The following is a 22097-nucleotide window of genomic DNA, read 5'->3' on the forward strand; positions in this document are numbered from 1 at the left end:
GCCGCCTGACCGAGCGGTGGGGAGAGACGGATGGGCGGTAGCGGACGCGAGGCGGTGGCGGCGGTCTGGCGGATCGAGTCCGCGCGGATCGTCGGCGCCCTCGCCCGGTACACCGGGGATTTCGCGCTGGCCGAGGATCTGGCGCAGGAGGCGCTCGCCGAGGCGCTGGTGACCTGGCCGCGCGACGGCGTCCCGCGCAATCCCGCCGGGTGGCTGATGACGGTCGGGCGGCGGCGTGCGATCGACACGTTCCGGCGGCGTTCCACGCAGGACGAGAAGTACGCCGCCCTCGCCCGCGACCTGGGCGAGGGCGGCGTGGCCGCGGGGGCCGCCGCGCCCGCCGATCCCGCGGGGGAGGGCGCCGAGATGCCGTGGGACCCGGACCAGATCGACGACGACGTCCTGACGCTGATGTTCATCGCGTGCCACCCCGTCCTGTCGCGGGAGGCGCGGGTGGCGCTGACGCTGCGCGTGGTCGGCGGCCTGACCAGCGACGAGATCGCGCGGGCGCTGCTCGTCCCGACCGCGACGGCGCAGGCGCGGATCACCCGCGCGAAGAAGACGCTCGCGGCGGCGCGCGTCCCGTTCGCGGCGCCGGCGGCCGGGCAGCGCGCCGAGCGGCTCGGCTCGGTGCTCAGCGTCATCTACGTGATCTTCACCGAGGGGTCGTCGGCCAGCTCGGGCGGCGAGGTGATCCGGTTCGACCTGGCCGGGGAGGCGCAGCGGCTCGCGCGGGTGCTGGCCCGCCTGGTTCCGGACGAGCCGGAAGTGCACGGCCTGCTGGCCCTGCTCGAACTCACCGCCGCCCGCTTCCCCGCCCGGACCGGCCCGGACGGCGAGCCCGTGCTGCTCGAAGACCAGGACCGGACGCGCTGGGACCAGGCCGCGATCCGCCGCGGGCGCGCCGCGCTCGCCAGTGCCGAGAAGGTCGGCCGCGGCCTCGGCGCCTACGGCCTCCAGGCGGCCATCGCCGAGTGCCACGCCGTCGCCCCGTCCGTCGAGGCGACGAACTGGGAGCGGATCGTCCTGATCTACGAGGCGCTCGGCCGCCTGGCGCCGTCCCCGGTGGTCGACCTCAACCGCGCGGTCGCCGTCTCGATGGCCCGCGGCCCCGCCGCCGCCCTCCCCATCGTGGACGAGCTGGTCGCGGCCGGTTCGCTCGCGACCTCGCACCTGCTCCCGAGCGTCCGGGGCGAGCTCCTGGCCCGCCTCGGACGCACCGGCGAAGCCCGCGCCGAACTGGAAGCCGCCGCGAACCTCTGCGCGAACGACCGCGACCGCGACCTCCTCCAGAAGAAGATCGCCGCCCTGACCTGAGCCCTAGTCGAGCGGTCGGCGGACGGTCGCGGTGCCGGAATCGAGGTCGATCCGGGTGCGCGGGGGCGCGCCGTCGGTCTCGTCGTCGCGCATCATGAGCGAGGACGCGCGCTGGTCCTGCTGGTTGCGGTGGGTGCCGTGGAAGAACGCGTCCAGCTCGCCGACCGCGATGGCCGAGACGGGGCGTCCGACCTCGTCCCGGCGCCAGGGGAGGCGGAAGCGGCGGTGCGCCCACCAGCCGAGATGGTCGAGGACGGCGAACGCGACCAGCCCGAGGACGAGCCCGGGGATCGACATGAACGCGACGAGTGCCACGCCCGCTCAACGAGCGCGGCACCCTTCCGGTTTCGGCCCGGCGACTATTCGGCGAAGGCGGGCTTGAGGACGTCCTCGCACCACTGGCGGAACGTCGTGGGCGTGCGGGACTCGGACGTGCGCGGTTGCGCGTGGTAGATCCCGTCCTGGTCGACGGCGGTCATCATGGCGTTGATGCCGTCGGCCGACGCCTCGCTGGAGCCGTACCTCATCAGCGCGGCCTTGTGCTCCTCGGGGGAGATCTGCTGGAACCGGACCGGACGCTCCAGCACCTCGGACATGATCCTCGCCATGTCCTCGGCGGAGAGGTCCTCCGGGCCGACGGTCGGGACGCCCTGCCGGCCGTCCCAGGACGCGTCGAGCAGCAGGCGCGCGGCGACGGCGGCGATGTCGCGGGTGGCGACGGCGGGCTGCTTGCGGTCCGGGGTGACGGTCGAGGTGAACATGCCCGCCGCCTTGATGGACGGGATGTTCCACAGCATGTTGTCCATGAAGCCCGGCAGTTCCAGCGAGCGGTAGTGGACGCCGGTGGCCTCGATCGCCTCGTCCATGGCGAGGGAGACCGAGATGTGGCCCGCGTTCTTCGCGACGCCGCGTCCGAGCGAGGAGACGGCGACGACGCGCGCGACGCCGGTCTCGGTGATCGCCTCGCAGAACGGCCGCGTGAACTCGTCGAAATGGTCTTCGATGCTCGGTGCCGTCCGGTCCGGTGGGACGAGCCAGAAGACGCTGTCCGCGCCGGTGAGCGCCTTGGTGAGGACGTCCTTGTCGCTGTGCGAGCCCTGGACGATCTCGGCGTTCTCGCGCACGCGCGCGGGGAGGCGGGCGGGGTCGCGGACGATGACGCGGACGGCCGCGTCCGCGTCCAGCAGCAGGTCGAGGAGCTGACGGCCGATCTGGCCGGTGGGAGTCGTGACGACGATCATTGGTGCACCTCCGTGGGGATACGCCGATCAGCCAACCCGTCCCGCCCGCGAACCTGAAGGACCGGTTCGATCGCGATTGATACCCTGCGGATATGAGTGATCTGGAGGTGCGGCAGCTCCGGTACTTCGTCGCGGTCGCGGAGGAACTGCACTTCGGCCGCGCCGCCGGGCGCCTCGGCATGGCGCAGCCGCCGCTGTCCCGGGCGATCCGCGAACTCGAACGGCAGCTCGGCGTCCAACTGCTGGAACGTACTACCCGCAGCGTCGCGCTGACACGCGCCGGCGAGACCCTCCTGCGGGACGCGCGGACCGTGCTCGAAGCGGTTGGCGCGGCGGACCGGCGCGCCCGGCACGCGGGACGGCCCTCCGCACGGCTGCGCCTGGCGCTCAAGGCCGACAACGACGGCGGCATGCTGTCGGAGATCCTCGCCGCCTACCAGCGCGAGGACGCCTCGCTGCCGGTGGAGCTGATCTGGGGCGGGCGCGACGAGCAGGCGCAGGCCCTCCGGGACGGACGCGCCGACGTCGGCCTGCTGCTCAACCCGTTCGACGACCGCGGCCTCGACTTCGAGCCGCTGCGCACCGAACCGCGCATCGCCGTCCTGGCCGCGGACGACCCGCTCGCCGGACGCGCCAGCCTGAAGCTCGCCGACCTGGCCGGACGCCTGCTCCCGGACGGGAGCCCGGTCGTCCCGGGCGAGAAGCCGACCGCGTTCGCCCAGAGCCGGCTGCAGGCCGTCCGGCGCGGGCTCATCGCCGAGCCGCGCCCGCCCGTCTCCGACCTGTCGCAGCTGTTCCGGCTCGTGGAGCTGGGATGCGTGGTGTGCCTGCTGCCCGCCTGGGTCACGCGCGCCTACCCGCGCGCCGAGCTCGTCCACATCCCCGTGGAGGACGCCGAACCCGCCGTCCTGTCGGTCGGCTGGCCCCGCGACGCCCGCTCCCCGGCGACCGCCGCCTTCGTCCGGGCCGCCCAGGCCGCCTTCGAGGCGGCCGCCCGCGCCGCCTGACACCTGGCGACCTCGGACGGCGGCGGTCGTTGACCACCGGGTCACCACGTGGAAAACCTGGGGACCGGGGTGGGGAGAGGCTGGTGACGACGCGCCCTTACCCGAGGTCAATACCTGTGCACAGAAGTTATCCACAGGGCGTGGATAACTTCTGTGCGGATCTTGGTTCTCAGGCCGCCACCTGCTCGCCGAGCGCTCGCCGCGAGCGTCCGGCGGCGACCAGGACGGTCAGCGTCAGCACCGCCCCGACCAGCAGGACCACGCCCGCCGACGACAGGGCCGCGAGCGTGCCGAAGACGGCGACGCCGAGCGCGGTTCCGGTCTGGCGCGCGGCGTTGAGCGCGCCCTGACCGGTCGCGGCGAGGTGCAGCGGGAGCGCGGCCGACATGTCGGCGATGCAGGACGGGATCGCCAGCGGGCTCCCCACCCCGACCAGGACCTGCACCGCGAAGACCGTCCACAGGGACGTCCCGCCCAGGGCCAGGACGATCCCGCCCGCGAGGTCCAGCGCCAGCCCGGCCAGCATCACCCGGCGCGCGCCGAACCGGACCACGAACCGTCCGGTCAGCACCGGGACGAACAGCACCGGCACGGTCATCGGCAGGAACGCCGCGCCCGCCTGGAGCGGCGACAGGCCCTTGCCGTCCACCATCCACTGCGTCAGCGCGAACAGCAGGCCGTAGTAGATGAACTGCGACATCACGCCCACGACCAGATCGACGCGGACGCGGGTCAGGCGCACCAGCGCGGGCGGCAGCACCGGCGACGCGGCGCGCCGCTGCGCGAGCGGCAGGGCGGCGATGATGACGGCCGCGACGAGCAGCCCAGCGAGCGGACGGACCCGGAGCCAACCGCCCGTCCCGCCGTCCACGAGGCTGAACGTGAGCGCCACGAGCCCGGCCGTCGAGAGCAGGATCCCCGTGCGGTCGATCGGCTTGGCGGTGCCGCCGCGATGGCCGCTGAGCCCGCGCGACGCGGCGAGCGTGAGCAGCCCGACCGGGATGTTCACCAGGAACACCAGCCGCCAGCCGCCGAGCGCGACCAGCGCGCCGCCCAGCACGGGCCCGCCGACGACGCCGATCCCGGTGATCGCCACGATCGAGCCGATCCGCCGGGACCGCTGGTCGGGCTCGGGGAAGAGCGCGGCGAGCAGCGCCATCGACGCGGGCACCAGCCCGGCGGCGGGCACGCCGAGTAGCGCCCGGCCCGCGATCAGCACGCCGACGTTCGGCGCGAGCGCGCACAGCAGGGAGAAGAGGGCGAACCCGGCGAGCGCCACGCGGTAGACCGCGCGCGGGCCCCAGCGGTCCGCGACGGAGCCGGACGCCAGCATCAGCCCGGCGAGGACGACCGTGTAGGCGTCCACGGCCCAGGGCAGCGCGGCCGCCGGGGCGTGCAGGTCGGCCCGCATGTCCGGCAGTGCCACGTTCAGGATCGTCGCGTCCAGCGCGATCATGAAGTTGCCCGCCGCGATCCCGGCGAACGGCAGCAGCGTCCGCCGCCGCGCCGGCGCGGCGGCGGCCGGTCGGGACATCTCGGTGCTCAGGGACATGACCGCGAAACTCCAGGTGAGGGGGAGGAGGACGGCTCCCACTTCACTCCTGTGCGCGGCTGCGAACCAGAAGCACTCCGCGCGCGCAGCGATCACGAATCGAGATCGCGCCTCCGGCTCAGCCTGTGCGAGGGCCGGAGTTCCGGGCGGCTTTGATCAGCGCGCTGACGCGCGCAGGCGGGTTCGCCGGGACCACCAGGACGGCGGGCAGCGAGAGCGGCGGCCGGACGGGCCGGAACGCGACGCGCGTCGTCCGGACCTGGTCGGCGGCGGCGGAGTAGACGACCGTCCAGCCGTCGGTGCCGGCGCCCAGCGAGGCGAGGGTGTCCTGGAGCGTGCTGTGCGGCGGTCCGGGGACGGGCGTGAACCCGGCGTCCTCGCAGGCGCGGACGACCAGCTCCACGAGCGCGGGGTTGGCGCGCCGATCGGTCATGATCAGTGGAAGATCGGCCAGGCGCGCCAGGTCGATGCTCTCCTCGTCCGCGAAGGGGTGGCGGGCCGGGAGCGCGACGAGCAGCTCGTCCTGCCAGACCGGGAGGAGCCGGACGTCCGCGCCTTCGGGCGGGTCGGCCACGCCGCGGACGAACGCGGCGTCCAGCTCGCGGTCGGCCACCTGGCGGATCCGCTCCTCGGGCGCGCTCGCCGACAGCTCGACCCGGTATCTCGACGCGGCCAGCGCCTCCAGGATGCTGGTCAGCCTGTCCCCCATGCCGCGGCTCGTCCCGATCCGCAGGACGGTTTCACGTGAAGCCACGTACGCGCCGATCGTGTCCGCGGCGTGCCGCTCGGCGTCCAGGACGGCCCGGGCGGCGGGCAGGAACACCGCGCCCGCCTCGGTCAGCCGGACGTGCCGGGGGGAGCGGTCGAACAGCGCGACGCCGAGCTCCCGCTCCAGCCGCCCGATCTGCTGGCTGACCGCCGACTGGACGATCGTGAGGCGCTCGGCGGCGCGGCCGAAGTGCAGCTCCTCGGCGACCGCGACGAAGTACCTGAGCTGGCGCAGTTCCATGGCGTGATCAGGGTAGTCCGAACCCGGCGGCCACACTTGCGTGCCGGATCGTGACCCTGTGCCGAGCGGCGCGGCGCGCCCGATCCGGGTCCGCGATGCTGGGACCGGTTCGGAGGAGGAGTCCCATGTACGACGAGACGGAGAGCCCCGCTCGGGAAGACGTCCTTGAGGTCGCCCGGGCCGACCGCATCGCCCTCTACACCGAATCGGTGATCGCCGCCGCCGCGCACGCGCTGCACGACATGGAGGAGGTCCTGTTCGAGCACGGCGTCTACGACCCGTACACGCGCTGGTCGGGGCCGCTGCCCGAGCGTGTGCTGCGGGCCTGCGACGAGCGGTTCACCCGCGAGTGCCTGTACGTGGACGAGGAGGTCGAGCCGGTCAAGCTGCTGGACACCGTGGTCTGGCAGGCGTCCGAGCACTTCGGGAGCGAGCTGGTGCCGATCGAGGGGCCGGTCATGGCCGACTCCCGGGCCGAGGTCGGCTACGTGAAGCTGCCGCGTCCCGCCGCCGCTCCCCTGCTGGTGACGCTCGGCCGGCCGGACGAGTCCGCCGCGCAGATGATCATGGGTTCGGGTGCCGCGTCGCCGGGCCCGTACCGTCCGGGGCCGTGGATGTGGCACCTCACGGTCAGGACGCCCGGGCGGCACTTCATCGGCGACGGCACCCGGATCGTCGCGCCCGCGCCGTCCCACGAGACGGCCGCCGAGGTGGGCGTGATCGTCGCGGGCGTCCTCGCGGGCCGGATCGTCCCGCCCTGCGGCGTCGACTGATCAGCAGCCCCGGCGACTGATCAGCAGCCCCGGCGACTGATCAGCTGCCCCGGCGACTGATCAGGTTCCCCGGCGGCTGATCAGGCGGCCCGGCGGCGGCGGAGGATCAGCCCGCGCCCGGCCAGTCCGAGCGCGAACATCACCACCCCGGCCAGGACGGACGGCCAGGGCAGGGTGGCGACCAGCACCACGCAGCCGACCAGGCCGACGCCGTTGAGCCAGCGCGGCCAGCGGCGGTCGGACGCGGGTTGCGTCAGCGCCGACGCGTTCGCGATCGCGTAGTACACCAGGACGCCGAACGACGAGAAGCCGATCACGCCCCGCAGATCGACGGTCGCGACCAGGACGCTCACCACCACGGCGAGGGCGATCTCCGCGTGGTGCGGCACCTTGTACCGCGGATGGACGGCGGCGAGCCAGGACGGGAGGTCGCGCTCGCGGGCCATGGCGAGCCCGGTTCGTCCGATCCCGGCGATCAGGGCCAGCAGCGCGCCCAGCGCCGCCATCGCGCCGCCGATCCGGACGACCGGAGCCAGCGCCGGTGAGCCCGCCGCCTCGACCGCCGCCGTCAGCGGCGCGGACGCCGTGGCGAGGCGGTGCGGCCCGGCGGCCAGGAGCGCGGCGACCCCGACGACCAGGTAGACCGCCACGGCGAGGAACAGCGCGATCGGGATCGCGCGCGGGATGACGCGGCGCGGGTCGCGGACCTCCTCGCCCATCGTCGCGATCCGGGCGTACCCGGCGAACGCGAAGAACAGCAGCCCGGCCGACTGGAGGACGCCGTACGCACCGCCGGTGGTCCGGCCGTCCAGGTGGGCGGTGCTCGCGTGCCCGCCCGCCGCGATGCCGATCACGACCACGGCCAGCGCGGTGAGGCTCGTCGCGACGAGGACCCGCGTGAGCAGGACGGTCTTGGTGACACCCCGGTAGTTGAGCGCGGCCAGCGCCAGCACGCCCGCGACCGCGACGATCCGCTGCGCCCACCACGGGCCCGGGACCGCGTACGAGGCGAAGGTCAGCGCCATCGCCGCGCACGAGGCGGTCTTGCCGACCACGAAGCCCCACCCGGCCGTGAAGCCCCACCAATGGCCGAGGCGCTCGCGTCCGTAGACGTACGTCCCGCCCGAAACCGGATATGCCGCGGCCAGTTGCGCGGACGCGACCGCGTTGCAGTACGCGATCACCGCCGCGATGAGCAGGCCGCCCAGCAGGCCCGTCCCGGCGGCGCGCGCGGCCGGCCCGAACGCGGCGAAGACACCGGCGCCGATCATCGAGCCGAGCCCGATCACGACCGCGTCCCCGGTCCCGAGCCGCCGCGCCAGCCGCCCGTCCTCACCGCCTGCCGGCTGCGCACGTGTGTTGCCGGCGCTGGACTGCTGCACGACGGTTCCCTCCGGTGGCCGGGCCGGTTCTCGGTCCCTGGAACACGTACCGCGTCTCAGTGTCGCTTACGTGTCACGCAGATGGCCTACCCCAGTCACCGGGTCGTCGTGCGTGTCGATCAGGGCTGCTACTGGGAGTTGGTGCGCAGGTAGTCGGCCACAGCGAGGAAGACGAAGAAGTTCGAGATGCGGCTGACGGACGTCGTGGACAGCGACGACCACTTGCCGGTGACGCGCAGGGAGACGAAGCCGTTGCTGACCTTGATCTCCTCGACCTGGTTCCAGGCGACGGACTTGGAACCGGAGCCGACCTCCGCCGCGGTCAGCCAGAGCGGGCCGAACTCCACGCGCTCGCCCGCCCGGACGCGCGCGACGGCCTGCGGGAGGTGGACGTCCGTGACGGCCTGCTGGATGGCCGGGCCCCACTGCTCCGGGTTCGCGTAGCCGCCGCTCAGCGTCAGCTGCTGGCCGGTGGTGTCGGTCAGCGTGTAGCGGTAGGTGATGCGCGTGGTCTGCCCGTAGCGCGTGTACCGGACGATGTCCTGCAGCACGCCCGTGCTCTCGTACCGGACGGCCCGGACCTGCCCCCGGTACGCCGACGTGAGCCCGCGCTCGAAGAGGTCGAGGCGCGCGCCGTCGTTCCGTCCGGCCATCCCGCTGTAGCGGAAGTAGGCGAACACGGCGATGAGGAACGGCCCGCCGAGGATGATCAGCAGCGCCGGGTAGCCGGTGGCCAGGCACACCAGGCAGAGGACGAGCAGGACGATCGCGCCGATGCCGACGCGGTTGGCGTGCCGCGCCTGGGCGTCCGCGATGGACGCGAAGGCGGCGCGGTGCGCGCCGAGGCCGTTGCTCGCGGCGACGGCGCCGATCTGCTGCTCCGTCGTGCCCGCCGCGCTCTGGCCCTGTCCTTGCGGCTGCCCCTGCGGCTGCCCCTGTCCGGTCATGCCCGCCGCGCCCTGCTCGGTCACTGCCGCTCCCTCGGTTGCGGTCTCGGTCGGCCGGTCCGGCGGACCGTCCGGAAGTCTCTAACAGACGTAAGTGTCTGGCAAGAATGGCCGACCGGAAAGTCCGATAGATCACGATTCGGTGTCCGCGGCCAACCGCCCCGGAGGGTCGCGCGTCGCTTCATCACCCGCCACGTTCCACCTTCACCGTTCGATGTCCTTCACACCCGGAGGGATCACTTGCTTCGCTTCGCCACGGTCGGTGTCACGAGCACCCTGCTGCTCGGCACTCTCACCGCCGTACCGGCGTTCGCCGACGGGACGGCCGCCGTCACCATCGCCGCCCCCGCCTCGGTGGACCCCGAGCACCCGACCGCCACCATCACCGGCAAGGTCACCAACGCCGACGGGACGCCCGCTGCGGGCGCGGCCGTCGAGCTGTCCGCCCCGGCCGGAGAGGGCACGGTCACCGCCGGCACCACCGACGCCGACGGCAACTACACCGCGACCCTCGCGCCCAACGGGACGTCCGACTCGGTCGTCGTCTCCGCGAACGTGCCGTCGCTCAGCCTCCACTCCGACCCGGTGACGGTCCAGATCGTCCGCGGCCAGACCGACACGGTGATGACAGCCGACAAGTCCACCCTGGACGAGGGCCAGCCGGTCACGCTCAACGGCGCCGTCACCTACAAGGGCACGGCCGTCCCCGGCGGCAAGGCCGTCCTCGGCCAGACTCCCGACGCCAACTGCACCGGCGCCCCGATCCCGGCGCAGACGCTGACGGTCGGCGCGGACGGCAGGTTCAGCACGACCGTCAAGCCGTCCTGCGGCGGGACGTTCTACGTCGACACCACCCCGGCCGGCCTGTTCAAGGGCGGGCGGGTCACGCTCGGCCACACCGCGGTCCGGTACGCCGGGCGGCTCGCCTTCTCCACCACGATGGACGCCTACGGCCAGGTGACCGCCTGGACGAACCTGTACTCGCCGTCCGGCGGCGGCCAGGTCTACAACCGCAAGGTCGTCCTGGAGTACTCCAGCAACGGCACGACCGGCTGGAAGACCATGAAGACGTTCTCGCCGTGGAACACCGGCTACAAGACCTCGCTGCGGGTCTACTACTCCGGCTACTGGCGCTCGCGCTTCCTCGGCGACACGACCTACGCTCCGTCGGTCTCGCCCGTCCGGAAGCTGTGGCGCTGGTCGACCAAGATGTCGAAGCTGAGCGCCTCGAAGACCTCGGTCCGCAAGAACTCCTATGTGACCGTGTCCGGCACGCTGAGCCGCTGGTACGTGTCCAAGGGCGGGTACGGCGCGTTCGGCGGGCAGACCGTCCGGATCATCTTCCGCTTCAAGGGCAAGAAGACCTGGTACCACGTCAAGTGGGTGAAGACCGACAAGAAGGGTCACTTCAGCGCGAAGGTCCGCGCCTACGGTGACGGCTACTTCGCGGCGGTCTTCGGCGGCACCAGCGACACGTGGGCGGCGGGCACGCCGAACGACCGGTACGTCAACACCTACGCGATCCCGGCGCCGGGCAACCTCGGCGGTCCCGCACCGGTCATGAACGTCCTGCCGTGGCGGGGCGAGTAGCACTCCACCTGACGAGCGGCCCCCGGGGCTCAGCTCTCGTCGTATTTGGGTGACGTGAAAGGACGGCCGGGGATTCCGGGCCGCTGCTGGTACGGCAGCGGCCCGCCCGGCCGCCTGTAGTCCACGCCCATGGCGTCCAGCCGGGCGTAGTGCTCCTCGCGCATGCGGCGCTCGAAGCCGCCGAAGTCGCGCCCCTCGGACGGCGACCAGACCGCCTCGGCGAACGCCGCGAGGCGCGGCCAGACCATGTAGTCGATGCGCTGCTGGTTCTCGGTCTGCTCCGTCCACATGTTCGCCTGCGCGCCCAGGACGCGGTCCGCGTGCGCGGTCCCGGCGAGCTCCGGCGGGACGGCGTCGAACGCGTACACGTCCGCCAGCGTCTTCGTCCAGCCGAACGCGACCGGTTCGTCCGGATGGTCGCTCTGCCGGTGGTCGAGGTAGACCTCCTGCATCGGGCACATGACGACGTCGTGCCCGGCCTCGGCCGCGCTGACGCCGCCGTCGCGCCCGCGCCAGCTCATGACCGTCGCGCCCGCGGCGAGCCCGCCTTCCAGGATCTCGTCCCAGCCGACGAGGCGGCGGCCGCGCTCGGCGAGCCACCGGTCGAAGTGCCGGACGATCCACGACTGGAGCCCGTCCTCGTCGCCGACGCCCAGCTCCCGGATGCGTGCCTGTGCGGCCGGTGACGCCTTCCACTCGTCCTTGGGGCACTCGTCGCCGCCGATGTGGACGAACCGGCTCGGGAAGAGGTCGAGCACCTCTTCCAGGACGCCCTCGAAGAAGAGCAGCGTCGCGTCGCCCGCGTTGAGGACGTGCGGGTTGACGCCCCAGTCCGTCTTCACGCCGAGCGCGGCCGTGTCCAGGACGTCGGTGTTGCCCAGTTCCGGGTACGCGGCGATCGCGGCCTGCATGTGCCCGGGAAGGTCGATCTCCGGGACGACCGTGATGTGCCGTTCCGCCGCGTACGCCACGATCTCGCGGAGGTCGTCCTGCGTGAAGAACCCGCCGTGCGGGCGGTCGTCCCAGAGGTCCGGCTCGCCCCAGCCGAGCTTGGTCCTCCGGCGGGACGACCCGACCTCGGTCAACCGCGGATAGCGCTTGATCTCGATGCGCCAGCCCTGGTCGTCGGTCAGGTGCAGGTGCAGGACGTTCAGCTTGTGCGCCGCGAGCAGGTCGATGTACCGCAGGACGCCGCTCTTCGGCGTGAAGTGGCGCGCGACGTCCAGCATGAACCCGCGCCAGCGGAACCGCGGCGCGTCCTCGATGACGACGTGCGGCAGCTCGCCTTTGGCAGGTTGCGCGCTTTGCCGGAACGCGTCCGGGCCGAGGAGCTGGCGGAGCGTCTGGCGGCCCCAGAACACGCCCGCCTCGTCCCCGCCGACGATCTCGACGGCGCCGTCCGCGCCGGTCGTCAGGCGGTAGCCCTCGGACGGCAGCGACGCGTCGATGCGCGTCCGGACCGTCCCGTCGAAGGGGACGTTCCCCTCACCGGAGATCCGGACGGGCCGGGGCACCAGGTTCAAGATCGTCACGGACTCGTTCCTCTCCCCGTCCACATCGGTCCAAACGGAACTTATCGCCAGAGGTCTGCGGGCGGGGACGCGCCGGTGGACGGTGGAGGACGCGGGGGTGACGGACGTGCGGCGCCTCGGATTTTGGCCACTGTTGCCATATTTCGGACGTGACGATGTTGGCGAACATGGCGGTGTTCGTCCCCTCGCCAAGGAGGCCCCTTGAAGCAGCTCAAGAAGAAGCCCGCCCGCGCGTCCCGTGCGGCGCACGCGTCCCGCGCGTCGTGGACCAGGCGCGCGGTCGTCAGCGTCGTCGCGGCCGCGTCGGTGACCGGTGTCGCCGCGGTCGACGTCGTCCCGGCGAGCGCGTCGGTGTACCAGACGTGCACGGTGAGCCGGTGCGCGGACGGCAGCTACGCCGCGTCCGTGTGGGCGTCGAAGGGCTGGCCGTCGACGAGCGGCTGGTACTCGTGGCCGGACGGCCGCTACAACTACACCGGCGGCGTGTTCCAGAACCGCGAGGGGCAGCTCCCGAGCGGCGTGACCTACCACGAGTACGACGTCTACTCGCGGGCCAAGTACGCGCAGCGCGACGCCTACCGGATCGTCCACAGCAGCACCGGCAAGGTGTACTTCTCGCCGGACCACTACTCCAACTTCTACCTGCTGAGCCAGTGAAGCCTCAGCGCTAGCTGAAGCTCCAGCGCGCGGGACGGGCTGTTCCAGTCGTCGCCGAGGAGCCGCCGGACGCGGTCGAGCCGCTGCACGACCGTGTTCACGTGGACGTGCAGCGCCTGCCTGGCCTCGGTCAGGCTGGCACCGCTCCGGTAGTAGGCGTCCAGCGTCCGGACCAGCTCCGTCCCGCGCCGCCGGTCGTAGTCGATGACCGGCCCGAGGACGCCGCGCACGTAGCCCTCGACGTCGGCGCGGTCGCCCAGCAGCACGCCGAGGAAACCGAGCGACGGCGGGTCCGCGCCCTCGCCGCTCCGGCCGAGCGTGTGCAGCGCGCGGGCGCACCGCAGCGCCTCCTCGAAAGCGGCCGGCAACCGCCCGAGTCCCGGCCCGGAAGCGGACGCTCCGATCGTCACCGGAACGCCGCCCAGCGCGTCCCGCAACTCCCCTGACAACGACTGCGCGAGCGCGCCCGGCGCGTCGGTCGGAGCGAGTAGGACGACGTTGCCGTTGTGCGTTCCGGCGAGCCCTCCCAACGCGCGCGCACGACGCGACGCTTCGGTCAGCAAGCGCTCCCGCTTGGACGCGTCGCACTGCAGCACGAGCACCGCGTGCGCACGAGTGAAGACCACGCCGAGCTTGCGCGCGCGCAATGTCAGACTGTCGGCATTACCTCCGGTCAGGAGGTCTCCCAACAGGTCGCCGCGAACGCGGTCTTCGGCCTCCGCGACGGACCGCCGCAACAGCAGCAGGAGCGCCGTCACGATCCCCGCGCGCTCGAACAACCGGCGGTCGCCGTCGGTGAGTTCCGGACGGCCCAGAAGCGCCATCGTGCCGAGTGGTTCGGCGCCCGCGAGGACCGCGTAGACCCACGTCCCGTCCACCGGGACGGCGCGTCCGCTCGCGCGCGATGCCGCCACGCCGTCCGGCGCCGGGACGAACGGTTCGGCGGCCACGCGCGCGACCTCCGTGCCGTCCGCGTCGTGCACGACGAGGCCGCCGCCGAGCAGCGCGACGATCTCCCGCGCGACGTCCGTCGCGTCCCCGCCGCGCAGCACCAGCCCGGTCAGCCGGTCGTGGATCGCGGCGGCCCGGCGCATCTCCTCGCTGCGCGCGCGGACCGTCTCGTTCGCGGCGTTCAGCTCCTCGTTCGCCGCGTTGAGTTCGGCGTTGGCCGCGTTCAGCTCGGTGAGCGTCGCGCGCGTCTCCTCCAGCAGCCGCGCGTTGTCGATCGCGACGGCCGCGAGGTCGGCGAGCGACGACAGCAGCGTCACCGCGTCCGGGTCGAAGTCGCGCGGCCGCCGGTCCGCCGCGTACAGCACGCCGATCACGCGCGTCCCGACCCGTATCGGGACGCCGAGGATCCCGCGCAGCCCCTCCTCGCCGACCGCGTCGTCGATCGTGCGGGTGTGGTTGAAGCGCGTGTCGGTGCGGTAGTCGCGGCTCGCGTAGGGGAGCGCGGTCTGCGCGACGAGCCCGCCGAGCCCCTCGCCCATGCCGAGCCGCAACTGCTGGAACTTCGCCGACACCGAGCCGTCCGTCACGCGCATGAACGTGTCCCCCGCTACCGGATCGTTCATCGTGAGGTACGCGGTGTCGGTGCCGAGCAGCGTGCGCGCGCGATGCACGATCGCGCGCAGCACGGCGTCGAGGTCGCGGAGCGCGGCGAGGTCGCCCGCGCTGTCGAACAGCGCAGCCAGCTCGCGCTCGCGGCGGCGGTGCGCCTCCAGCGTCCGGCGGATGTCGAGCGCCATGCGGGTCGCCTCGTCCACGGCGGCCTGCTCGTCCGGGGCGAGGCCGGCGGCGCGCGCCTCGGCGGCCGGACGCGCGAAGTCCTCGGCGGGCGCGCCGTCCACGAGCAGCCCGAGCAGCCCGCGCATCGCGGACAGTGCCGGATGGTCCATGCCGGTTATCGTCGCAGCCTTCCCCCCAGAACCGCCCGCCTCAGCGAACGTGTGGGCGGGCGGTTCCGGGTGCGTGGTGGGGGTGGTCAGGTGGTGCGGACCGTGACGGCGGAGGGGGACGCGGCGTCGGCTTCGACGCGGGCGAGGTCGCGGCCGCGGGTCTCGCGGGCGACGGCGACGGTGAGCGCGGTGACGACGGCCGCCAGGCCCATGTAGAGCGCGACCGGGACGGACGAGTCGTAGTCCTTCAGCAGCTCGACCGCGACGATCGGCGCGAGCGCCCCGGCGATGATGGACGCCAGCTGCGATCCCATCGACGCGCCCGAGTACCGGACGCGCGTGTCGAACAGCTCTGACACGTACGCCGCCTGCGGCCCGTACATCGCGCCGTGCAGGACGAGCCCGACCGTCACCGCGAGCGTGATGACGCCGAACGAGCGGTCGTCCACGAGCGAGAAGAACACGATCGTCCACAGCGCCATCCCGGCCGAGCCGATCAGCATCACGGGCCGCCGCCCGATCCGGTCCGACAGCGCGCCCCACGCCGGGATCACGAGGAAGTGCACGGCCGAGCCGATCAGCACGGCGTCCAGCGCGGTGCTCTTCGGCAGCTTCAGATGCTCGGTCACGTACACGAGCAGGAACGAGGTGAGGATGTAGTACGAGATGTTCTCGCCGAAGCGCGCGCCGATCGCGACGAGGACCTGCCGCCATCCCGTCCGGAACACCTCCACGACGGGAACGCGGTCCTGCGCGTCCTGCTTCTCCTTCGCCTCCAGGAACAGCGGCGACTCGCTCACCGACACCCGGATCCACAGGCCGATCACGACCAGCACGCCCGACAGCAGGAACGGCACGCGCCAGCCCCACGCGCGGAACGTCTCGTCCGACTGGACGGCCGCGAGCAGCGCCAGCACGCCGGTCGCCAGCAGGTTGCCGCCGGGCGCGCCGGACTGCGGCCACGACGCCCAGAACCCGCGTTTGCGATCACCGCCGTGCTCCGACACCAGCAGCACCGCGCCGCCCCACTCGCCGCCGAGCGCGAACCCCTGGACGACCCGGAGCGCGGTCAGCAGCAGCGGCGCGCCGACGCCGAGCGTCGCGTACGTCGGCAGCAGGCCCATCGCGAACGTCGCGCCGCCCATCATCACCAGGCTGACGACGAGCAGTTTCTTGCGCCCGATCCGGTCGCCGAAGTGGCCGAACACGACGCCGCCGAGCGGGCGCGCCGCGAACCCGATGGCGTAGGTGAGGAACGCGATGAGCGTCCCGGTCAGCGGGTCCGCCTTGGGGAAGAACAGCTTGTTGAACACGAGCGCGGCGGCGCTGCCGTAGAGGAAGAAGTCGTACCACTCGATCGTGGTGCCGATCAGGCTCGCGCTGACGATCCGCGCGATGCCCTTCGAGCGCTCTCTCCCGTTTCCGGGCACGGCTGTATCGGGGTGGGACATGGGGGCTCCGTCCTGGGCTGAGGATGGGGGACTGGTGAGGCTTCCGGTGGGATTGGTGCGGCGTCCGGTGGGATTGGTGCGGCGTCCGTTGGGACTGGTGTGGCGTCCGGTGGGGGACTACTGGGCGGTCCAGCCGCCGTCCATGGAGAGGGACGTGCCGGTGACGAAGCCCGCGTGCGGGCCGCAGAGCCACAGCACCGCGGCGGCGACCTCGTCCGGCTCGATGAGGCGCTTCACCGGCGTGCGGGCGAGCAGCACGTCGTCCACGACCTCGTCCGGCGGGACGCCGTGGACGGCCGCCTGGTCGCGGATCTGGCCCTCCACGAGCGGCGTGCGGACGTAGCCGGGGTCGACGCAGTTGCTCGTCACGCCGTGCGCCGCGCCCTCCAGCGCGGCGACCTTGCTGAGCCCTTCCAGGCCGTGCTTGGCCGCGACGTAGGCCGCCTTGTAGGCGCTGGCGCGCAGGCCGTGGACGCTGGAGATGTTGACGATGCGACCCCAGCCGGCCGCGTACATGTGGGGGAGCGTCCGCCGCATCAGCAGGAACGGCGCGGTCACCATCACCTGCTGGATGCGGACGAACCGCTCGACCGGGAACTCGGGGATCGGCGCGACGTGCTGCAGGCCGGCGCTGTTGACGAGGATGTCGGCCTCGGCGGGCAGCGCGTCCACGGCGTCCGGGTCGGCGAGGTCGGCGATGTGCGGGCGGCCGCCGATCAGCTCGGCGACCGCCTTCGCCGCCTCGCCGTCGATGTCGACCACGTGCACGTCGGCCCCGGCGGCGGCGAGCGCGGCCGCGCAGGCCCGGCCGATGCCGCTGCCGCCGCCGGTCACCAGCGCCGTCCGCCCGCCGAGCCCGCCACCCGCGCCGACCGCGCCCGCCGCAGCGGTCGCGGCGGTCGCGTCAGCCGGGTCGCCGGCCCCGGCCGGGCTTGCGTCGTGCGGGGGACGGTCCCCGGACGGGGCCGTTCCCGCAGGCCAAGAGTTCGTCATGGCCCGAACTGTAAGCTGGGTCACACGCGCTGCCCATGGTGTCGACCCACACACTCTGTCCGTTCCGAGTGGTGCCTCAGCCCAAGGTGCAGGACGTGACGGGGCCGGCGGCCGGGCGCGGGACGGTCCGGCTCGGCGGCGGGGCCTCGCCGCGTCCGATCCACCGTTCGAGGGCGGTGAACGCCGCGCGGTGGCACGGGACGAGCGGACGCAGCCGATCCGGGAAGGCGTCGAAGAGCGAGTCCACGTGCGTCCCGCCTTCGATCCGGTAGTAGCGGAACATCGCGCCGCGCCCCTGTGCGCGCACGAGCCGCGCGTACACGTCGGAGTCCTGGCTTATGGGCAGCAGCCCGTCGAGCGTCCCGTGCAGCGTGATGAGCGGCTTTCCTATGCGTCCGGTCAGCGCGACCTTGGCGACGGCCTTCCGCACGCTCTCAGGACGGCTCTGGTAGTCGTATGCGGCCTCGTCCCCTGTGTAGCCGGGGTCGAACTCGGCGCGGTAGATGCGTTGCGTGAGTCCCCAGTAGTACTGGCTGTAGAACGGCCACAGGAACTCGGATTCGGCAGGGAATCCCGCCTTCACCACAGCGTCCTTGTCCTGTGGATAACCGCGCAGGGCCGGTGGCAGGAACGTCAGAAGGTTCGGGCCGTCCGTGCGCCAGAGCGTGCCTTCCCAGTCGACTCCCCCGTCATACAGCTCGGGATGGTTCTCCAGCTGCCAGCGCACCAGGTATCCCCCGTTGGACATGCCCGTGACGAGCGTCCTACGCGGCCTCTCGTGATACCTCTGCCGGACGACCTTCTTAGCCGCCCGCGTCAGTTGCGTTAGGCGGAAGTTCCACTCTGCGATGGCGTCGCCCGGATGCCGACCGTCCTTATAGAAGTCGACTCCGGTGTTGCCCTTGTCCGTAGCGGCGAACGCGTATCCACGCGCGAGGACCCAGTCGCCTATGGCGCGGTCGTTGGCGAACTGTCCGCGCACACCGGGGGAGCCGGAGACGACGAGCCCGCCGTTCCAGCGGTCGGGGAGGCGGATGACGAACTGCGCGTCGTGGTTCCAGCCGTGGTCGGCGTTCGTCCGGGACGAGTCGGGGAAGTACCCGTCCACCTGGACGCCGGGCACGCCGCTCGGCACCGGCAGGTCCTTCGGCGTCAGCCCGGCCCAGTCCCCCGGGACGGTGTGCCCGGACGCGACCGTGCCCGCCGTGGTCAGCTCCGACAGGCACGCGACCTGCTGGTACTCGGCTCCGGGCACCCTGATCCCGGACGGGCACGACTCGGCCCGTGCAGCGGTCGCGGGTGCGGCGACGAGGCCGGCGGCAAGGGCCAGCAGTGACAGCGATCTGAGCGACATCGGGGACCTCCCGGCGATGGGGGACAGATGCCGCGGACGCTAGATCGCCCCGCCCCGGCGCGACATGGCCGCGTCCACCACTCTCGCTCCCCCGCCCCTGGCTCCCGCCGCCACGACACTCCCCCGCTCTTACTTCCCGCCGCCCGGGCTCGCGCCGCCCGGGCTCGCGCCGCCCCCGGCTCGCGCCGTCCCCGGCTCGCGCCGTCCCCGGCTCGCGCCGCCACGTCCGGCCGCGCGTTCGTCCGGCGTCCCGATGTGGCAGTGTGGTGATCAGGCTCGTGAGCGACCGGGGGCGCGGGTGAAGGACAAACGCGGGAACCTGATCTGGCTGGTGCTGCCACTGGCCGTCGTCGCCGCGCTGCTCACCATCAAGGGCGGCGGCCACGCGTCCAAGACGGACGCGTCGCAGAAGCCGGCGGCCAAGCCGAGCGCGACCGCCACGGACGCGGGCGCGGACGGGCAGTCGTCGAAAGACCGTTCACCCGAGCACTTCGGGACGCAGGTGAAGTTGTACGCGCACGAGGCGCGCGTCGACCCGGTGCTGCTGATGGCGATCCTCTACAACGAGTCCGACAAGCCGCACGACGCGAATTTCGAACGCACCTGGCAGCGGTTCAAGCCGGACGCCGCGTTCGGCATCGCGAACATGCACCGGGCCGCGTTCGACGACACCAAGGACGGACGCCCCTTCCAGAACCGCCGCTGGGAGGAGCTGCCGGACGATCCCGCACTGGCCGTCCGCGCCGCGGCCTGGTTCCTGCACGACCTGGCGCGCCAGCTGCCGTCCGACCGGTCGTCCACGTTCAGCAAGTCGGATCTGCTGGCGCTCGGCTACAACGCCGGGGCGGGAAACATGCGCCTCTTCGCCGAAGGCACGAAACCGGGCCCGCAAGCCGCGTCCTACCTGAGCCGCCTCCACGACAACTGGCCCAAGGCCCAAGCCGCCCTGCGCTAGGCGCGCCGCTCACGCCTTGAGGTCAGGCGTCGGGACGGCGCGGAACGCGAGAATCGCCAGATCGTCGTCCAGCCCGCCTTTCCCGAACTGCCGGACGGCGTTGTGCAGGCGCCGCGTCACGGCCCGCGCGGTCAGGCCAGTGCACGTGGACAGGAGGGCGGCGAGGCCGTCGTCGTCGTCCAGCAGGCGCCCGTCTCGGCGGCGCTCGGTGACGCCGTCGGTCACGCAGAGCAGGAGTTCGCCCGGCGCCAGCCGCGCGGTCTCCGCCTCGTAGCCGGGCGACCGCATCGCGCCGAGCAGGATCTGCGACTCCCCGACCGCCCGGACGCTGCCGTCCGGGCGCAGCAGCAGCGGCGGGATGTGCCCGGCGAGGACGACCGACAGGGCCACGCCCTCGCCGTCCGGACGCAGCTCGCCATGGACGGCCGTGAGCAGCCGCTCCACGCCCTCGTCGAGCATCGCCTCGTTCAGCCGTTCCATCGCGGGCGCGGAGTCGTACCCCTCGCGGCACAGCGCGCGCAGGGTGTGCCGCGCGAGCCCGGTGACGGACGCGGCCTCGGGGCCCGTTCCGCACACGTCCCCTAGCGTGAACCGCCAGCAGCCCGGCGCGGCCGCGAACACGTCGTAGAAGTCGCCGCCCGCAGCGGCGTCCTGCCCGGCGGGCGCGTACACGATGTCGTAGTCCAGGCCGGGGATCGGCGGCAGCCGCGACGGCAGCAGGCCGCGTTGCAGCGTGAGGCTCGCCGCGGCCTGCTCGCCGTAGCTGCGCGCGGTCAGCAGCGCACCCGCGATGCGCGCGCACAGGTCCTCGGAGAGCTGCAGGAGATCGGTGGGGAACGAGCCGGCCTCGGGTCCGCCGAGCAGGACCGTTCCGAGCCGCTGGTCCCGCGTCGCCAGCGGCAGCTCCAGCACCTCCGGCCCGTACGCGAGCCGCGCGGGGACGGGCATCCGCTCCAGCCCCGGCCACGGACGCACCCGCTTCACCTGCCCGCCGAGCGGCGCCTCCACCGTGCCGAGCGCCGCCCGCAGCGCGCCGATCTGCTGCTCGTCGGCATGCCACACGTGCGCCAGCTCGCCGCGCTCGCCGGGCCCAGCCAGGAACACCGCGCACCACGCGCCGATCCGCGGCACGAGCAGCTGCGCGCCGAGCGCGACGACGAGGTTCGCGTCGAGCGTCCCGGCGAGCAGCTCGCCCGCCTCCGCGAGGAACCCGATCCAGGTGCGGTAGTCGCGGTGCGCCTGCGCGCGCCGCTCGTCCGCGACGACCGGGGTGAGCGCGTCCGCGGCGAACCGCAGCCTCGCCACGTCCAGGGTGCCGAACCGGTCGGCCGGGACCGCGACGGCCACGACCACGCCGAGCCGCTCGCCGTCGCGCCGGATCGGGACGCTGATCACCGACAGGAAGCCGCCGTCCGGCAGCCGCGGCGGCTCCCGGCCGTCGTCCTGCGCCTCCGCCAGCAGCCGCGCCGCCTCCTCGACCCGCGCGTCCGGCGACTCCGGCGTCCCGGCCATGGCGGACGCGGTCGAGGCGCGCACCCGCAGCCCCTCGCCGGGCGACCCGACCAGCACGTACGCCGCGTCCGCCTGGGTGATCGCCCGCGTCCACTGGACGACCTGGTCGAACATCGCCTCGGTGGACAGCCCCGACGGCCACGGCAGCGGCATCGGCGCCGCCGGGAACCCCGGGAACGGCTCGCGCACGCCGTCCAGCACGAGCGACCCGTCGAGCACCCGAGCCCCTTCGAGGATCTGCCCGCGCGTCCCGTCGTCGGCGGCGTCCTCCGGCTCGCCCTCGGAGCGCACGCCCCGCTCGTCCTCAGAGCGCTCGCCCCGCTCGCCCTCGGAGCGCTCGCCCCGCTCGCCCTCGGAGCGCACGCCCGGCCCTTGCCCCTCGCCGACTCCGCCGATCTGGTCGGACGCATCGTCTGCGCCCGCTTCGGTGGACGGGACGGCCAGCTCGAACCACGCGGTCGTCGTCTCGCGCGTGTACGTCACTCCCCATTGCTCGGCCAGCGTGTACGTCAGGCGCGGGCCGAGGCGTTCCGGAGCGGCGTGCGCGGACGCGAACGGGGTCGTCCGCGTCCGGCAGCCGACCTCGATGCGCAGCCGCCCGCTCGGACCGTCCAGGCGGCACGTCAGTTCGAGGTCGTCCGCCTTGCGGAGGACGGCGCCGGCGACGAGTTCGTCCGCCACGAGCAGCGCCTCGTGCGCGCCCGCGGGCGGCAGGCCCCATTCGAGGAGCACCGCGCGGAGGTGCTGGCGCGCGGCGGACACCGAGGCGCTCCCCTGCGCCAAAGCGATGCTCGACGAGCGAGAGAGCATGCGTGATCCCCCTGGTGGCCAGGATCTTCACCGAACCCGGCACCGTAACCAAACCCTCGGATTTGCGGGTGAGGGTCCTGACATGGTGACAGACTGCAGAGGCTCAGACACGCCAAG

At 73.0% G+C, this 22097-nt stretch carries 18 protein-coding genes; 6 read left to right on the top strand and 12 right to left on the bottom strand.

All coding sequences use genetic code 11. From position 1 onward, the window contains the following. Positions 1–30: 30 nt before the first annotated feature. A complete protein-coding gene (locus FHU30_RS29405; RefSeq protein WP_253880157.1) occupies positions 31–1317 on the top strand; it encodes an RNA polymerase sigma factor in 1287 nt (428 codons plus the stop codon). A 3-nt stretch (positions 1318–1320) separates the two neighbouring features. Here the strand turns inward: FHU30_RS29405 and FHU30_RS29410 are convergent, their stop codons facing one another. Next, positions 1321–1632 carry a DUF6191 domain-containing protein gene (locus FHU30_RS29410; RefSeq protein WP_253880159.1) on the bottom strand — a complete coding sequence of 104 codons (312 nt, stop codon included), beginning with the start codon at positions 1630–1632 and terminating at the stop codon, positions 1321–1323. Between the two features lie 44 nt (positions 1633–1676). Then, positions 1677–2558, bottom strand: coding sequence for an NAD(P)H-binding protein (locus FHU30_RS29415; RefSeq protein ID WP_253880161.1), 882 nt, complete (start codon positions 2556–2558; stop codon positions 1677–1679). 92 nt (positions 2559–2650) lie between these two features. On the opposite strand from FHU30_RS29415, the gene FHU30_RS29425 reads away from it, so the two are divergent. Continuing rightward, positions 2651–3565, top strand: coding sequence for a LysR family transcriptional regulator (locus tag FHU30_RS29425; RefSeq protein WP_301323788.1), 915 nt, complete (start codon positions 2651–2653; stop codon positions 3563–3565). A 169-nt stretch (positions 3566–3734) separates the two neighbouring features. On the opposite strand, the gene FHU30_RS47295 is transcribed toward FHU30_RS29425, so the two are convergent. Together FHU30_RS47295 and FHU30_RS29435 are read right to left on the bottom strand one after the other, a co-directional pair. Next, positions 3735–5117, bottom strand: a complete 1383-nt coding sequence (locus FHU30_RS47295; RefSeq protein ID WP_372503978.1) for an MFS transporter — start codon at positions 5115–5117, stop codon at positions 3735–3737. 118 nt (positions 5118–5235) lie between these two features. Continuing rightward, positions 5236–6126, bottom strand: a complete 891-nt coding sequence (locus tag FHU30_RS29435; RefSeq protein ID WP_253880164.1) for a LysR family transcriptional regulator — start codon at positions 6124–6126, stop codon at positions 5236–5238. Positions 6127–6251: 125 nt separating this feature from the next. Between FHU30_RS29435 and FHU30_RS29440 the strand changes: the two genes are divergently transcribed. Continuing rightward, positions 6252–6899 carry a hypothetical protein gene (locus FHU30_RS29440; RefSeq protein ID WP_253880166.1) on the top strand — a complete coding sequence of 216 codons (648 nt, stop codon included), beginning with the start codon at positions 6252–6254 and terminating at the stop codon, positions 6897–6899. A gap of 80 nt (positions 6900–6979) precedes the next feature. On the opposite strand, the gene FHU30_RS29445 is transcribed toward FHU30_RS29440, so the two are convergent. Both FHU30_RS29445 and FHU30_RS29450 read right to left on the bottom strand, forming a co-directional pair. Then, positions 6980–8281, bottom strand: a complete 1302-nt coding sequence (locus FHU30_RS29445) for an APC family permease (RefSeq protein WP_308211420.1) — start codon at positions 8279–8281, stop codon at positions 6980–6982. A gap of 128 nt (positions 8282–8409) precedes the next feature. Beyond that, positions 8410–9252: a DUF6585 family protein gene (locus FHU30_RS29450; RefSeq protein WP_253880171.1), complete on the bottom strand. Its 843-nt coding sequence runs from the start codon at positions 9250–9252 to the stop codon at positions 8410–8412. Positions 9253–9468: 216 nt separating this feature from the next. On the opposite strand from FHU30_RS29450, the gene FHU30_RS29455 reads away from it, so the two are divergent. Continuing rightward, positions 9469–10818, top strand: a complete 1350-nt coding sequence (locus tag FHU30_RS29455) for a carboxypeptidase-like regulatory domain-containing protein (RefSeq protein ID WP_253880173.1) — start codon at positions 9469–9471, stop codon at positions 10816–10818. Positions 10819–10847: 29 nt separating this feature from the next. Here the strand turns inward: FHU30_RS29455 and FHU30_RS29460 are convergent, their stop codons facing one another. Then, positions 10848–12332 (bottom strand): beta-N-acetylhexosaminidase, encoded by a 1485-nt coding sequence (locus tag FHU30_RS29460; protein ID WP_443612898.1) that lies wholly within the window; start codon positions 12330–12332, stop codon positions 10848–10850. A gap of 219 nt (positions 12333–12551) precedes the next feature. Between FHU30_RS29460 and FHU30_RS29465 the strand changes: the two genes are divergently transcribed. After that, positions 12552–13007 (top strand): ribonuclease domain-containing protein, encoded by a 456-nt coding sequence (locus FHU30_RS29465; protein WP_253880182.1) that lies wholly within the window; start codon positions 12552–12554, stop codon positions 13005–13007. Here FHU30_RS29465 and FHU30_RS29470 read toward each other — a convergent pair. From FHU30_RS29470 to FHU30_RS29485, 4 genes are all read right to left on the bottom strand, one after another. Continuing rightward, a complete protein-coding gene (locus FHU30_RS29470) occupies positions 12989–14905 on the bottom strand; it encodes a helix-turn-helix domain-containing protein (protein WP_253880184.1) in 1917 nt (638 codons plus the stop codon). The two genes, FHU30_RS29465 and FHU30_RS29470, sit on opposite strands and share 19 nt — an antisense overlap. An 86-nt stretch (positions 14906–14991) precedes the next feature. Then, entirely contained in the window at positions 14992–16356 is a 1365-nt protein-coding gene (locus FHU30_RS29475) for an MFS transporter (protein ID WP_253880186.1), read from the bottom strand. Positions 16357–16473: 117 nt separating this feature from the next. Then, positions 16474–17349, bottom strand: coding sequence for a 3-hydroxybutyrate dehydrogenase (locus FHU30_RS29480; RefSeq protein ID WP_253880188.1), 876 nt, complete (start codon positions 17347–17349; stop codon positions 16474–16476). Between the two features lie 76 nt (positions 17350–17425). Beyond that, positions 17426–18703, bottom strand: a complete 1278-nt coding sequence (locus FHU30_RS29485) for a 3-hydroxybutyrate oligomer hydrolase family protein (RefSeq protein WP_253880191.1) — start codon at positions 18701–18703, stop codon at positions 17426–17428. Positions 18704–19001: 298 nt separating this feature from the next. Here FHU30_RS29485 and FHU30_RS29490 point away from each other — a divergent pair, with 298 nt between their 5' ends. After that, on the top strand, positions 19002–19658 hold the full coding sequence (locus tag FHU30_RS29490; protein WP_253880193.1) for a transglycosylase SLT domain-containing protein: 657 nt from the start codon (positions 19002–19004) through the stop codon (positions 19656–19658). Positions 19659–19667: 9 nt separating this feature from the next. Here the strand turns inward: FHU30_RS29490 and FHU30_RS29495 are convergent, their stop codons facing one another. Continuing rightward, complete coding sequence (locus FHU30_RS29495; RefSeq protein ID WP_253880195.1) at positions 19668–21980, bottom strand: SpoIIE family protein phosphatase; 2313 nt, start codon at positions 21978–21980, stop codon at positions 19668–19670. Positions 21981–22097: the final 117 nt, after the last annotated feature.

The organism is Actinomadura rupiterrae (genome assembly GCF_024172125.1).
GTDB lineage: Bacteria > Actinomycetota > Actinomycetes > Streptosporangiales > Streptosporangiaceae > Spirillospora > Spirillospora rupiterrae.

Bases quoted from the DNA above. Each gene is read 5' to 3' on its own strand.
- FHU30_RS29405 (WP_253880157.1), top strand. From the start codon at position 31: ATGGGCGGTAGCGGACGCGAGGCGGTGGCGGCGGTCTGGCGGATCGAG.
- FHU30_RS29415 (WP_253880161.1), bottom strand. From the start codon at position 2,558: ATGATCGTCGTCACGACTCCCACCGGCCAGATCGGCCGTCAGCTCCTC.
- FHU30_RS29425 (WP_301323788.1), top strand. From the start codon at position 2,651: ATGAGTGATCTGGAGGTGCGGCAGCTCCGGTACTTCGTCGCGGTCGCG.
- FHU30_RS47295 (WP_372503978.1), bottom strand. From the start codon at position 5,117: ATGTCCCTGAGCACCGAGATGTCCCGACCGGCCGCCGCCGCGCCGGCG.
- FHU30_RS29435 (WP_253880164.1), bottom strand. From the start codon at position 6,126: ATGGAACTGCGCCAGCTCAGGTACTTCGTCGCGGTCGCCGAGGAGCTG.
- FHU30_RS29440 (WP_253880166.1), top strand. From the start codon at position 6,252: ATGTACGACGAGACGGAGAGCCCCGCTCGGGAAGACGTCCTTGAGGTC.
- FHU30_RS29470 (WP_253880184.1), bottom strand. From the start codon at position 14,905: ATGGACCATCCGGCACTGTCCGCGATGCGCGGGCTGCTCGGGCTGCTC.
- FHU30_RS29475 (WP_253880186.1), bottom strand. From the start codon at position 16,356: ATGTCCCACCCCGATACAGCCGTGCCCGGAAACGGGAGAGAGCGCTCG.
- FHU30_RS29480 (WP_253880188.1), bottom strand. From the start codon at position 17,349: ATGACGAACTCTTGGCCTGCGGGAACGGCCCCGTCCGGGGACCGTCCC.
- FHU30_RS29485 (WP_253880191.1), bottom strand. From the start codon at position 18,703: ATGTCGCTCAGATCGCTGTCACTGCTGGCCCTTGCCGCCGGCCTCGTC.
- FHU30_RS29495 (WP_253880195.1), bottom strand. From the start codon at position 21,980: ATGCTCTCTCGCTCGTCGAGCATCGCTTTGGCGCAGGGGAGCGCCTCG.